The organism is Bradyrhizobium ganzhouense, from assembly GCF_049949285.1.
Lineage (GTDB): Bacteria > Pseudomonadota > Alphaproteobacteria > Rhizobiales > Xanthobacteraceae > Bradyrhizobium > Bradyrhizobium ganzhouense.
Genome location: NZ_CP181318.1, coordinates 8,519,221 through 8,532,191 on the forward strand (window position 1 = coordinate 8,519,221; position 12,971 = coordinate 8,532,191).

14 protein-coding genes are annotated in these 12,971 nt (G+C 64.6%); 11 read left to right on the forward strand and 3 right to left on the reverse strand.

Annotation, left to right across the window (positions count from 1 at the left end; genetic code table 11):
* The first annotated feature begins 257 nt into the window (after nucleotides 1–257).
* The 10 genes from rpmH (at nucleotide 258) to dapE (ending at nucleotide 9,129) form a co-directional block, all read left to right on the forward strand.
* A complete protein-coding gene (gene rpmH, locus ACLFLU_RS39625; protein ID WP_008542748.1) occupies nucleotides 258–392 on the forward strand; it encodes a 50S ribosomal protein L34 in 135 nt (44 codons plus the stop codon).
* Nucleotides 393–419: 27 nt separating this feature from the next.
* Entirely contained in the window at nucleotides 420–824 is a 405-nt protein-coding gene (gene rnpA, locus ACLFLU_RS39630) for a ribonuclease P protein component (RefSeq protein ID WP_426410045.1), read from the forward strand.
* A 16-nt stretch (nucleotides 825–840) separates the two neighbouring features.
* The gene (gene yidC / locus ACLFLU_RS39635; protein WP_426410046.1) at nucleotides 841–2,688 is read left to right on the forward strand and encodes a membrane protein insertase YidC; all 1,848 of its coding nucleotides are present in this window, start codon (nucleotides 841–843) and stop codon (nucleotides 2,686–2,688) included.
* A 141-nt stretch (nucleotides 2,689–2,829) separates the two neighbouring features.
* Nucleotides 2,830–3,483, forward strand: a complete 654-nt coding sequence (yihA, locus tag ACLFLU_RS39640) for a ribosome biogenesis GTP-binding protein YihA/YsxC (protein WP_426410047.1) — start codon at nucleotides 2,830–2,832, stop codon at nucleotides 3,481–3,483.
* Complete coding sequence (locus tag ACLFLU_RS39645; RefSeq protein ID WP_426410048.1) at nucleotides 3,483–3,842, forward strand: DUF423 domain-containing protein; 360 nt, start codon at nucleotides 3,483–3,485, stop codon at nucleotides 3,840–3,842. The genes yihA and ACLFLU_RS39645 overlap by 1 nt, the downstream gene beginning before the upstream one ends.
* Before the next feature lie 207 nt (nucleotides 3,843–4,049).
* Nucleotides 4,050–4,937, forward strand: coding sequence for an acetylglutamate kinase (argB, locus tag ACLFLU_RS39650; RefSeq protein ID WP_426410049.1), 888 nt, complete (start codon nucleotides 4,050–4,052; stop codon nucleotides 4,935–4,937).
* A gap of 155 nt (nucleotides 4,938–5,092) precedes the next feature.
* Nucleotides 5,093–6,079, forward strand: a complete 987-nt coding sequence (locus ACLFLU_RS39655; protein WP_426414172.1) for a DUF1036 domain-containing protein — start codon at nucleotides 5,093–5,095, stop codon at nucleotides 6,077–6,079.
* 14 nt (nucleotides 6,080–6,093) lie between these two features.
* Nucleotides 6,094–6,789 carry a pyrimidine 5'-nucleotidase gene (locus ACLFLU_RS39660; protein ID WP_426410050.1) on the forward strand — a complete coding sequence of 232 codons (696 nt, stop codon included), beginning with the start codon at nucleotides 6,094–6,096 and terminating at the stop codon, nucleotides 6,787–6,789.
* 189 nt (nucleotides 6,790–6,978) lie between these two features.
* Nucleotides 6,979–7,824, forward strand: coding sequence for a 2,3,4,5-tetrahydropyridine-2,6-dicarboxylate N-succinyltransferase (dapD, locus tag ACLFLU_RS39665; protein ID WP_426410051.1), 846 nt, complete (start codon nucleotides 6,979–6,981; stop codon nucleotides 7,822–7,824).
* Nucleotides 7,825–7,962: 138 nt separating this feature from the next.
* Nucleotides 7,963–9,129: a succinyl-diaminopimelate desuccinylase gene (dapE, locus tag ACLFLU_RS39670; protein ID WP_426410052.1), complete on the forward strand. Its 1,167-nt coding sequence runs from the start codon at nucleotides 7,963–7,965 to the stop codon at nucleotides 9,127–9,129.
* A 157-nt stretch (nucleotides 9,130–9,286) separates the two neighbouring features.
* Here the strand turns inward: dapE and truA are convergent, their stop codons facing one another.
* The 3 genes from truA to def are packed head-to-tail and all read right to left on the reverse strand — an operon-like array spanning nucleotide 9,287 to nucleotide 11,496.
* Complete coding sequence (truA, locus tag ACLFLU_RS39675) at nucleotides 9,287–10,024, reverse strand: tRNA pseudouridine(38-40) synthase TruA (RefSeq protein ID WP_426410053.1); 738 nt, start codon at nucleotides 10,022–10,024, stop codon at nucleotides 9,287–9,289.
* Complete coding sequence (gene fmt, locus ACLFLU_RS39680; protein WP_426410054.1) at nucleotides 10,024–10,959, reverse strand: methionyl-tRNA formyltransferase; 936 nt, start codon at nucleotides 10,957–10,959, stop codon at nucleotides 10,024–10,026. Before fmt ends, truA begins: the two co-directional genes overlap by 1 nt.
* A 12-nt stretch (nucleotides 10,960–10,971) precedes the next feature.
* Complete coding sequence (gene def, locus ACLFLU_RS39685) at nucleotides 10,972–11,496, reverse strand: peptide deformylase (RefSeq protein WP_426410055.1); 525 nt, start codon at nucleotides 11,494–11,496, stop codon at nucleotides 10,972–10,974.
* A 171-nt stretch (nucleotides 11,497–11,667) separates the two neighbouring features.
* Here def and ACLFLU_RS39690 point away from each other — a divergent pair, with 171 nt between their 5' ends.
* Nucleotides 11,668–12,870, forward strand: coding sequence for a DNA recombination protein RmuC (locus ACLFLU_RS39690; protein WP_426410056.1), 1,203 nt, complete (start codon nucleotides 11,668–11,670; stop codon nucleotides 12,868–12,870).
* Nucleotides 12,871–12,971 lie beyond the last annotated feature (101 nt).

The following is a 12,971-nucleotide window of genomic DNA, read 5'->3' on the forward strand; positions in this document are numbered from 1 at the left end:
TAGGCGCTGATACCGCGAGTTGCCACCTCAAGGGTTAAAAACCCCAAGGAAACAGCGATATTCACCGGAACTGTGCGGTCCTGCGGCGTTGACGAAAACAAGACGCTCCCTTATAAGCCGGCCAAATTGTCCGCGATGACCCGGTGCGACACCGGGAGCGGCTCTTCTGGGGCCGGAAATGGCTCATTTTGGGCCGCATCTTCCGGACTTTATCATCAATTCTACAGGCAAATTGCCCGGTCAGCGGAGAAAAACCCGTGAAGCGGACTTATCAACCCAGCAAACTGGTGCGCAAGCGCCGCCACGGCTTCCGGGCCCGTCTCGCGACCGCCGGCGGTCGCAAGGTTCTGGCTGCCCGCCGCGCCCGCGGCCGCAAGCGTCTGAGCGCCTGAGCCGGACCCCCTTTTTGGGATTTCATTATGGATCGGCTGAGGCAGCGAGCGGATTTCCTCGCCGTTGCCAATGGCGCGCGGGTGAATAGTCCCGCGTTCGTCCTGCAAAGCCGTGGGCGCGACGACAGCGGCCCGATCCGGATCGGCTTCACCGTTACCAAAAAGAACGGCAACGCCCCCGAGCGCAATCGCATCCGGCGCCGGCTTCGCGAACTGGTGAAGCGGCTCGATCCGGTGTCGATGCAACCCCATCATGATTACGTGCTGGTCGGCCGCAGGGACGCGCTCTCGCGCGACTTCACGACCATGCTCGACGATCTGCGCATAGCGTTCACGAAGCCCGTGCGGCATACGGCCAAGGGACCTAACAAGGGACGCGGGCCGAGGCCAGATTCAAGCCCCGGCCCAGCCGCCAGCCGCAAACCGGATTGATGACGAGACCATAGTGATGACTGACAATCGCAATACCATCCTCGCCGTCATTCTCTCCGGCCTGGTGCTGATCGCCTGGCAGTATTTCTACAATGTGCCGGCGATGGAGAAGCAGCGCGCCCAGCAGCAGGCGCAGGCCGAGCTCCAGAAGACCGCACCGCAGCCGACGGCGTCCGCGACGCCGGGTGCCACGCCGCAATCCGGCAGCGCGCCTGCGCCCACCACCGCGCCGGGCGCGAGCCAGCAGGCCCAGCCGACCGTCAGCCGCGACGCCGCGATTGCCGCCAGCCCGCGCGTCAAGATCGACACGCCGCGGCTCGCCGGCAGCATCTCGCTCAAGGGCGGCCGCATCGACGACCTCGCGCTGTTGCAATTCCGCGAGACCGTCGACCCGAAATCGCCGCCGATCATTCTCTATTCACCCTCCGGCACGGCTGAGCCCTATTACGCCGAGTTCGGCTGGGTGGCGGCAACAGGCGTGACGTCGAAGATGCCCGATGCCCAGACCGTCTGGCAGCAGGAGGGCAGCGGCAGCCTGACGCCCAATTCGCCTGCGGTGCTGAAGTGGGATAATGGCGAAGGCCTCACCTTCCGCCGCACCATCGCGGTCGACGACCACTATCTCTTCACCATCAAGGACGACGTGAGCAATGTCGGCAACGCGCCGGTGACGCTCTATCCGTTCGCGCTGATCTCACGCCACGGCACGCCGCAGGTGTCGGGCTATTACATCCTGCATGAAGGCCTGATCGGCTATCTCGATGGCCTGCAGGAATATGCCTACAAGAAGATAGACGAAGCCAAGTCGGTCAACTTCAAGGCCACCAATGGCTGGCTCGGCATGACCGACAAGTACTGGGCTTCGGCGCTGCTGCCCGACACCAGTGCGCAGCTTCAGGCGAAGTTCTCCTCGAACCTCGTCGGCAACGTCCACACCTACCAGACCGACTATCTGCTCGATCCCGTCACCGTCGCGATCGGCGGCACGGCGACCGCAAATGCGCGGCTGTTCGCCGGTGCCAAGGAAGCCGGCGTCGTCGGCGTGTTCCCGTTCGCAGGGCTCGGCGGCTACAACAAGGCGCTCGGGCTGAACCATTTCGATCTCTTGATCGACTGGGGCTGGTTCTACTTCATCACCAAGCCGATGTTCCTCGGCCTCGACTTCTTCTACCGCTTCTTCGGCAATTTCGGCATCTCGATCCTGCTCGTGACCGTGATCGTGAAGCTGCTGTTCTTCCCGCTTGCGAACAAGTCCTACGCCTCGATGGCGAAGATGAAGTCGGTCCAGCCGCAGCTTCAGGCGCTAAAGGAGCGCTATCCCGACGACAAGGTGAAGCAGCAGCAGGAGATGATGGAGATCTACCGCAAGGAGAAGATCAATCCGGTCGCCGGCTGTCTTCCCGTGGTGATCCAGATCCCGGTGTTCTTCTCGCTCTACAAGGTGCTGTTCGTCACCATCGAGATGCGGCACGCGCCGTTCTTCGGCTGGATCAAGGACCTCTCGGCGCCGGATCCGACCAATCTGTTCACGCTGTTCGGGCTGATCCCGTTCGATCCGACCACGCTCCCGCTGTTCGGCCATTATCTCGCGCTCGGCATCTGGCCGATCATCATGGGCATCACGATGTGGTTCCAGATGAAGCTGAACCCGACGCCGCCGGATCCGACGCAGCAGATCATCTTCAACTGGATGCCGCTGATCTTCACCTTCATGCTGGCCGGCTTCCCGGCGGGCCTCGTGATCTACTGGGCCTGGAACAACACGCTCTCTGTGCTCCAGCAGAGCTTCATCATGCGCCGCAACGGCGTGAAGGTGGAGCTGTTCGACAATCTCAAGGCGACGTTCGCGAGGAAGGCGACGTAGGCGCCGTTATTGCCGGGCGCAAATGCCTCCACATCGTCATGCCCGGGCTTGTCCCGGGCATCCACGTTTAGGAGGGTACCGTGCGGACAGACGTGGATGGCCGGGATAAGCCCGGCCATGACGAGAGGATGGACCGCTCGCATGAACGACAAGACTGACGAGCGGCTGATCGAAACCGGGCGAAAGCTGTTCGCCCGCGACTGGCAGTTCATCTGGGCTTCGCCCTCGATTCAAACGCTGCCGCCGATGGCGGGGCTGGAGATCGCCTTTGCGGGCCGCTCCAATGTCGGCAAGTCGAGCCTGATCAACGCGCTGACGGGGCGCAACGCGCTGGCGCGCACCTCGCATACGCCGGGCCGCACCCAGGAGCTGATCTTCTTCGAGGTCCCCGGGAAAACCGACCTGCGTCTCGTCGACATGCCCGGCTATGGCTATGCCAAGGCGCCGAAGAGCCAGGTCGCGTCCTGGACCGAGCTGATCCACACATTCCTGCTGGGGCGCGCCTCGCTCGCGCGCGTCTACGTGCTGATCGACGCGCGGCATGGGCTGAAGGACGTCGATCTCGAAGTGCTCAAGACGCTCGACCGCTCCGCCGTCAGCTACCAGATCGTGCTGACCAAGGCCGATCAGGTGAAGGCCTCCGAGCTTCAATCGCGCGTCGCCGAGACCGAGGCCGCGCTGGCCAAGCATCCAGCGGCGTTCCCGAACGTACTCGCGACCTCGTCACGCAGCGCGACCGGCATGGCCGAACTGCGCGCCGCGATGGCCAAGTTGCTGGAGGAGCGGACCAAGTAATGGCTCGCCTTCTGATCACCCTTGCCGGCTTGATGGGCGCTGCCGGCGTCGCGCTGGCCGCAGCCTCCGCCCATGGCGCCGATGCCAGCCGGCTTGCCTCCGCAAGCGCCATGCTGCTGTTTCATGCAACTGCCATATTGGCCTCCGTCGCCCTGCTCGCGCGCGGCCTTCTGCACGGCGGAATTGGCCTGATCGCCGCGTTCGGCTTCGTGATCGGCGCCGCGCTGTTCGCGGGCGACCTCACCTTGCGGCAATATGCAGGGCACTCGCTGTTTCCGTTCGCGGCACCGACCGGCGGAACGGTGATGATTTTGAGCTGGCTGGTGGTGACGCTGGCGGCGGTGGTGGCGCGGAAATAGGTCTCGTGCCCCGGACGCAGCGCAGCGCTTCAGCGGTGCGCTGCTGAGCCGGGGCCCATGCGGCTTTCTGGGTCCCGGCTCAGCGGCGCGGCACTACGCGCCGCACCGCGTCCGGGACACGAGACGGCATACCAGTCACACTTTGCGCCTCGCCCGCCAATCAGATAGAACGCTGGCCGCGTTAGTCCCGCCAGCGAGATCCGCCTCATGACCGAAATCTCCCCGCTCGACCAGGCCCGCATCCTGTCCGAAGCGCTGCCGCACATGCAGCAGTACGACGAAGAAACCATCGTCATCAAATATGGCGGCCATGCCATGGGCGACGAGGAGACCGCGAAGAATTTTGCCCGTGACATCGTGCTGCTCGAGCAGACCGCGATCAATCCGGTGGTGGTGCATGGCGGCGGGCCGCAGATCGCGACCATGCTCAAGCGCCTCGGCATCGTCTCGGAATTCGCCGCCGGTTTGCGCATCACCGATGCAGCGACCATCGAGATCGTCGAGATGGTGCTCGCCGGCTCCGTCAACAAGCAGATCGTCGGCTACATCAACGAGGCCGGCGGCAAGGCCGTGGGCCTGTCGGGCAAGGACGCCAACATGGTGAAGGCGTCGAAGACGACGCGCACCATCATCGATCCGGACTCGCACATCGAGAAAGCGGTCGATCTGGGCTTCGTCGGCGATCCCGAGAAGGTCGACCTCACCTTGCTCAACCAGCTGATCGGCTACGAGCTGATCCCGGTGCTGGCGCCGCTCGCAACGTCGAAAGAGGGCCTGACGCTGAACGTCAACGCCGACACTTTTGCGGGCGCAGTGGCCGGCGCGCTGAAGGCAAAGCGCCTCTTGCTGCTCACCGACGTGCCGGGCGTGCTCGACAAGTCGAAGAAGCTGATCCCGCAGCTTTCGATCAAGGACGCGCGCAAGCTGATTGCCGATGGCACCATTTCCGGCGGCATGATCCCGAAGGTCGAGACCTGCATCTATGCACTCGAGCAGGGCGTCGAAGGCGTCGTCATCATCGACGGCAAGATGCAGCACGCGGTGCTGCTCGAGCTCTTCACCAACACGGGCACGGGAACGCTGATACATAAGTGATGCGGGAGCGAACAAAGGGCGGCGTCATGGCCGGGCTTGTCCCGGCCATCCACGGTCTTTTGTCCGATACCAAGAACGTGGATGCCCGGCACAAGGCCGGGCATGACGAGCGCAGAGTAAGGCGCCCCCGCCGTTCCAATCTGACCCGCTTGCTGATGTCCCTTCCGGCGGCTGCCGTCTCGTTTGTCTTCTCCTCCGCGCCGGCCTTCGCCGACCTCAAGATCTGCAACCGCATGTCCTATGTCGTCGAGGCCGCGATCGGCATCGACGACAAGGCGGCGACCGCGACGCGAGGCTGGTTCAGGATCGATCCCGCCACCTGCCGCGTCGTGGTTCAGGGCACGCTGACCGCCGACCGCATCCTGCTCAATGCCCGCGCGCTTGGCGTCTATGGTGCGTCACCAATCCCGCAGAACGGCAGCGACATGCTATGCGTGGCGCAGGACAATTTCGTCATCGCGGCCGCACGGCAGTGCCGCAGCGGCCAGACCCAGGCCGCCTTCACCCAGATCACGCCGACGCAAGGCGACGACGGCAATCTCGTCGCCTACCTCGCCGAGGATTCCGAATATGACGACGAGCAGGCGCGGCTCGCCGGCATCCAAAGGCTGCTGGTGATCGCAGGCTACGACATCGGCGCGATCGACGGCGTCGACGGACCGAAGACGCAGGCCGCGCTCGCCGCGTTCCTGAAGAGCCGCGGGCTGCCCACCGACGTGGTTTCATCGCCGAATCTGTTCAAGACCATGGTCGACGCGGCGCAGGCGCCGTCCCCGAGCGGGCTCACCTGGTGCAACGACACGCCGCACAAGGTGATGGCGGCGGTCGCGACCGACGACGGCAAGTCGGTGACGAGCCGCGGCTGGTACCGCATCGATCCCAAGACCTGCCTGCATCCCGATGTCGCCGGCCAGCCCAAGCAGATCTTCAGCTTCGCGGAAGCGGTGGATAGCGACAACCGCGCCGTCAAGCTGAAGGACAAGCCGCTGAACTGGGGCGGCGACAAGCAGCTCTGCACCCGCGAAACCAAGTTCGAGACCAACGAGCAGACCGATTGCGGCGCGCGCGGATTTGCGCCGACCGGTTTTGGGGCGGTGGACATGTCGAGCGGCGGCAAGACGCTGCGATTTGCTGTGCCGTGATTGAGAGAATCTTGATGAAATCCCCCCGCGCCTTCGCCCATATCGACACCTGGGTGTTCGACCTCGACAACACGCTCTACCCGCATCACGTCAATCTGTGGCAGCAGGTCGATGCCAGAATCGGCGAGTTCGTGTGCAACTGGCTGCAGGTCGGCCCGGAGGAAGCGCGCAAGATCCAGAAGGACTATTACCAGCGCTTCGGCACCACGATGCGCGGCATGATGACCCTGCATGGCGTCCGCGCCGACGATTACCTCGCTTACGTGCACAAGATCGACCATTCGCCGCTGGAGCCGAACCCGGCGCTCGGCGAGGCCATCGCAGAATTGCCGGGGCGAAAGCTGATCCTGACCAACGGCTCGGTCGATCATGTCGATGCGGTGCTGGCGCGGCTCGGCCTCGGCTCACATTTCGACGGCGTGTTCGACATCATCGCCGCCGAGTTCGAACCCAAGCCGGCGGCGCAGACCTATCAGAAATTCCTGAGGCAACATGCGGTCGACCCGACACGCGCCGCCATGTTCGAAGACCTCGCCCGCAACCTCACCGTCCCGCACGATCTCGGAATGACCACCGTGCTGGTGGTGCCTGACGGCACCAAGGAAGTGGTGCGCGAGGATTGGGAACTTGAGGGCCGCGATGCGGCCCATGTCGACCACGTCACGGATGATCTGGCGGGGTTCTTGGCGAGATTGCCCCACCCGAAGTAGCCGTCATACCCCGCGAAGGCGGGGTATCCAGTACTCGCCAGCACCTCGATTCATCACGTCCGCCGCGGCGTACTGGATCACCCGCTTTCGCGGGTGATGACAGCGAACCAAGCTTGACTCCACCTCTCCAAATCCCGAAAAAGCGACCCAATCCGTTACAAATCCTGGCCTTCCCGAGAGGAAATCCCGATGTCCCTGTCCGCCCTGGAATCCACCATCAACAGTGCCTTCGACGCACGCGACGGCATCTCGACCTCGACCAAGGGCGAAGTGCGCGAGGCCGTGAACCAGTCGCTGGAGATTCTGGACAAGGGCGAGGCACGCGTTGCCGAGCGCGGGGCCGATGGCAAGTGGAAGGTCAATCAGTGGCTGAAGAAGGCCGTGCTGCTCTCCTTCCGCCTCAACGACATGGACGTCATTCCCGGCGGCCCGGGCCAGGCGAACTGGTGGGACAAGGTGCCCTCGAAGTTCGAAGGCTGGGGCCCGAACCGTTTTCGCGATGCCGGTTTTCGCGCGGTGCCGGGCGCTGTCGTCCGCCGCTCGGCCTTCATCGCCAGGAACGTCGTGCTGATGCCGTCCTTCGTCAATCTCGGCGCTTACGTCGATGAGAGCACCATGGTCGACACCTGGGCCACCGTCGGCTCCTGCGCGCAGATCGGCAAGCGCGTGCACATCTCCGGCGGCGCCGGCATCGGCGGCGTGCTCGAGCCGCTCCAGGCCGAGCCCGTCATCATCGAGGACGACTGCTTCATCGGCGCGCGCTCCGAGGTTGCCGAGGGCGTGATCGTGCGCAAGGGCGCGGTGCTGGCGATGGGCGTATTCCTGGGCGCCTCGACCAAGATCGTCGACCGCGAGACCGGCGAGATCTTCATGGGCGAAGTGCCCGAGTATTCGGTGGTGGTGCCCGGCGCGCTGCCCGGCAAGCCCATGAAGAACGGCCAGATCGGCCCGAGCACCGCCTGCGCCGTGATCGTCAAGCGCGTCGACGAGCGCACGCGGTCCAAGACCAGCATCAACGAACTGCTGCGGGACTGATCCCGACGCACACAGCCACAACATCGTCGTCCCGGCCTGGTGCGCAATTGCGCACGAAGGCCGGGACCAGCAGCGCGAGAGCGAATTTGTCCCGCCCGGCGCTAGCCCACCCGGCGGCATGCATGTTATGCGGGGCGCATGACCGATGCTCTGTCCATTGCCCGCGACCTCATCCGCTGCCCCTCGGTAACTCCGGCCGATGCCGGTGCGCTGGGGGTGCTTGAACAAGCCCTCAACGCTGCTGGCTTCACCTGTCACCGTGTGACCTTCAGCGAACCCGGCACCGCCGATGTCGATAATCTCTACGCGCGGATCGGCACTGAAGGGCCGCACATCACCTTCGCCGGCCACACCGACGTGGTCCCGCCCGGCGACGAGAGCGCCTGGAGCGTCGGTGCCTTCTCGGGCGAAGTGAAGGACGGTTTCCTGCACGGCCGCGGCGCGGTCGATATGAAGGGCGGTATCGCCTGCTCGGTCGCCGCAGTGCTGGAGCATCTCGCCGCCAACGGCGGCAAGCCGCGCGCCGACGGTACGGGATCGATCTCGTTCCTGATCACCGGCGACGAGGAAGACGTCTCCGTCAACGGCACCATCAAGCTGTTGCAGTGGGCCGCCGAGCGCGGCGAAAAGTTCGATCATTGCGTGCTCGGCGAGCCTTCCAATGTCGAGACGCTCGGCGACACCATCAAGGTCGGCCGCCGCGGCTCGCAGTCGGGCACGCTCTATGTCGACGGCGTGCAGGGCCATGTCGCCTATCCGCACCGCGCGGCCAATCCGGTGCCGGATATTTCGCGGCTGATCGTGGCGATCTCGGACGAGCCGCTCGACCATGGCAGCGCGCAGTTCCAAGCGTCCAATCTCGAATTCACCTCGGTCGACGTCGGCAACAAGGCCAATAACGTCATCCCCGGCGAGGCGCGGGCCAAATTCAACATCCGCTACAACGACAATCATACGCAGGCGAGCCTGCGCGAGCTGGTCGAGGCGCGGCTGACCAAAGCCTGCGGCAACCGCATCAAGGCCCGCATCGTCTGGGAGCCCTCGAACTCCAACGTGTTCGTGACCAAGCCCGGCCCGTTCACCGATCTCGCGGTCTCCGCGATCGAAGAGATCACGGGCCGCAAGCCGGAGCTATCGACGAGCGGTGGCACCTCCGATGCACGCTTCATCTCGAGCTATTGCCCGGTGATCGAGTTCGGCCTCGTCGGCCAGACCATGCACCAGGTCAACGAGCGCGTGCCGGTGGTTGATCTGGAGAAGCTGACGAAGGTGTATCGGGGGATACTCACGCGGTATTTTGCTTGAGGCTCTGCTCCCTCGCCCCGTTCTTACGGGGAGAGGGTTGGGGTGAGGGGCTGCCTCCGCGATCAAGGAGCGGACTCGTGGAGAGTCCCCCTCACCCGCCTCGCATCTTCGATGCGACGCGGCCTCTCCCCGCAAGCGGGGAGAGGCGAAGAAAGAATCAATAATCCACCTTCACCAGATACAGCCCCTCCGGCGGCGCGACGATGCCGCAGGCCGCACGATTGCGAGCTTCTAGCGCTGCAGAGAGATCATCCGCGGTCCAGCGGCCTTCGCCGACCCAGACCAGCGACCCCACCATTGAGCGCACCTGGCTGTGCAGGAACGAGCGCGCCGAGGTGACGATGGTGATCTCGCGGCCGTCGCGCAGCACGTCGAGCTGGTCGAGCGTCTTCTCCGGCGATTTGGCCTGGCACTCGGTATCGCGAAAGGTCGTGAAATCGTGCTTGCCGAGCAGGCGCTGTGCCGCGGCATGCATTGCGTCGGCATCGAGCCGTCGCGGCACGCGCCAGGCATGGCCGATGTCGAGCGCGAGATTGGCGCGGGTGTTGACGACACGGTAGCGGTAGTGGCGCTTGACGGCCGAGAAGCGCGCCTCGAAACTATCAGGCACGATGTCGGCTTCGAGCACCGCAACCGGATGCGGGCGCAGATGCGCGTTCAATCCATCGCGAAAGCGACCCGGCGGAAATGACTTCTCGATATCGACATGCGCGACCTGGCCGCGCGCGTGCACGCCGGCATCAGTGCGGCCCGCGCCATGCACCCGCACGTCCGCGCCGGTCATTGCCTTCACCGCCGCTTCCAACGCGCCCTGCACCGACGGCAGCGTGTCCTGAATCTGCCAGCCGAAGAACGGCGCGCCGTCATATTCGATGGTGAGCTTGTAGCGGGGCATCAGGCGAGCCGCATCGACGGCTCGACCTTCACGCCGCGCAGGAAGTCGGTGGCCTGCATCCGGGCCTTGCCCTCGCGTTGCAGCTCGAGGATGCGGATCGCGCCCTCGCCGCAGGCGATGGTGAGCTGGCCATCCAGCACCTCGCCCGGCGCACCGGAGCCTTTGGCGAGCTCGCAGCGCAGAATTTTTACGCGCGCATTTTCGCTGGCGCCGGCGAGTTCGGCCCAGGCGCCGGGAAACGGCGACAGGCCGTGCACGTGACGCAGCACCGCGTGCGCGGGCTTGCTCCAGTCGATCCGCGCCTCGGCCTTGTCGATCTTGGCGGCGTAGGTGACGCCGTCCTCGCTCTGCTTCTTGAGCTGAAGGCCGCCGCGGTCGAGCGCGGCCATGGCGCGCACCATCAGATCGGCACCAAGCCGGGACAGGCGATCGTGCAGATCGACCGCGGTCATGGTGTCGGTGATCGAAAGGCGCTCGGCCATGGCGACGTCGCCGGTGTCGAGACCGACATCCATCTTCATCACCATCACGCCGCTCTCGGCATCGCCGGCCATGATCGCGCGATTGATCGGCGCGGCACCGCGCCAGCGCGGCAGCAGCGAAGCATGTAGATTGTAACAGCCGAGCTTTGGCGCATCGAGGATCGCCTGCGGCAGGATCATGCCGTAGGCGACGACGACGGCGGCATCGGCACCAAACGCGCTGAACTCGTCGAGCGCTTCCTGCGTCTTCAGCGTCTTCGGCGTCAGCACGGGCACGCCGAGTTTTCGCGCGGCCTCCTCGACCGGCGTTGGCTGCAATTGCAGACCGCGCCGCCCGCCCGGCTTCTGCGCGCGGGTGTAGACAGCCACGATCTCGTGGCCGTGCGCGACGAGCTCGAGCAGCGTCGGCACGGAGAAATCGGGCGTGCCCATGAAGATCAGGCGGAGGGGCATCGACGGAGAACCTTACTCCGCGCGCTTGGCGGCTTTCTCGAATTTCTTGATCACGCGGTCGCGCTTGAGCTTCGAGAGATAGTCGACGAACAGCACGCCGTTGAGATGGTCGATCTCATGCTGGATGCAGGTGGCGTAGAGGCCTTCGGCGTCCTCCTCGTGCACCTTGCCGTCCAGATCAGTAAAGCGCACGCGCACCTTCGCCGGCCGCTCGACCTCCTCGTAATATTCGGGGATCGACAGGCAGCCTTCCTCATAGACCGACAGATCCTCGGAAGACGCGATGATCTCGGGATTGATGAAGACGCGCGGCTCCGGCTTGGTTTCGCCGTCCTGGCCGGGCTTGGCGAGGTCCATGGTGATCAGCCGCAGCGGCTGCGCGATCTGGATCGCCGCCAGGCCAATGCCGGGCGCGTCGTACATGGTCTCGAACATGTCGTCGGCAAGCTTGCGGATCTCCGGCGTGACCTTCTCGATCGGCTTGGAGACCAGACGCAGCTGCTTGTCGGGCAGGATGATGATTTCTCTGAGGGCCATGGCGGGCGATTTAAGCTGCGCGCGACAAGCGGTCAATGCGGCCGGGAACGCGTTAACGGTCCGCTAACCATAAAACTTCAGGTTTCGTTAACCATAAGGATTAGGGATCGATTAACCATAAATGTTCGCTATTCGTTCGTATGCCCCGGCGAATCGGGTAGAAGGACGGGCATGAACGAGATCATTTTCATGCTGGGCGACTGGCCGGTGCGCACGATCGATGCGCTGATCGGCTTCGGCGCCCTGGTCCTCATCCTCCTCGTGCTGATTACCGTCGTGATCGCGCGATCCGGGCGGCGCGGCGCGGAACTCGCCATGGCACACGCCATCCGCGCCGACGAGCTGGAGGAGCGCCTCAGCCAGGTGCTGCACGCCCAGAGCGAGGCCGCCGGCCGGGCCGACGCCATGACCCAGGCGCTGGCCGGCCGTCAGGCCGAGATGGCGCGCGCGGTCAACGAGCGGCTGGATTCGGTGACCCATCGGGTCGGCCAGTCCATGGAGCACTCGACCCGCAACACCATGGAGAGCCTGCGCGCGCTGCACGAGCGGCTCGGCATCATCGACAACGCGCACAAGAACCTCACCGACCTCACCACGCAGGTGACGACCTTGCGCGACGTGCTCGCCAACAAGCAGTCGCGCGGCGCCTTCGGCCAGGCGCGGATGGAGGCGATCGTCCAGGACGGCTTGCCGAAGGGCGCTTACGAATTCCAGTTCACGCTCTCGACCGGCAAGCGGCCGGATTGCGTGGTGTTCCTGCCCGACCAGCGCCCGCTCTGCATCGATGCGAAATTCCCGCTGGAAGCGATGACCGCGCTGCACGATGCGCGGTCCGACGAGGAAAAGCGCGCCGCCACGCAGCGGCTGCGCGGCGACGTGATGAAGCATGTCAGCGACATCGCCGAAAAATACCTCGTCACCGGCGAGACCCAGGAGATGGCGCTGATGTTCGTGCCGTCGGAATCGGTCTACGCCGAGATCCATGACGGTTTCGACGACGTGATCCAGAAGGCCTATCGCGCCAAGGTCGTGCTGGTGTCGCCCTCGCTGCTGATGCTCGCGATCCAGGTGATGCAGCAGATCATGAAGGACGCGCGCATGCGCGATGCCGCCGACCAGATCCAGACCGAGGTGATCAAGCTCGGCGACGATCTCGGCCGCCTGCGCGACCGCGTGCTGAAATTGCAGAAGCACTTTGCGGACGCGAACGAGGACGTCCACCAGATCCTGATCTCCGCCGACAAGATCGAAAAGCGCGCGGGGAGAATCGAGGAGCTCGATTTCAGCAAGACCGACACACCCACGGACGGCCCGCGGCTGGTGACGACGGGTGCGCCGGAGCTGTTTCCGAGGAAGCTCCAGGCGGGGGAGTGAGTTCCTTATCTCGCCCCGCTTGCGGGGAGAGGTCGAATTCGATCGCAGATCGAATTCGGGTGAGGGGGTACAGGTCTCACGGCCATCTCATCTGCGGATAG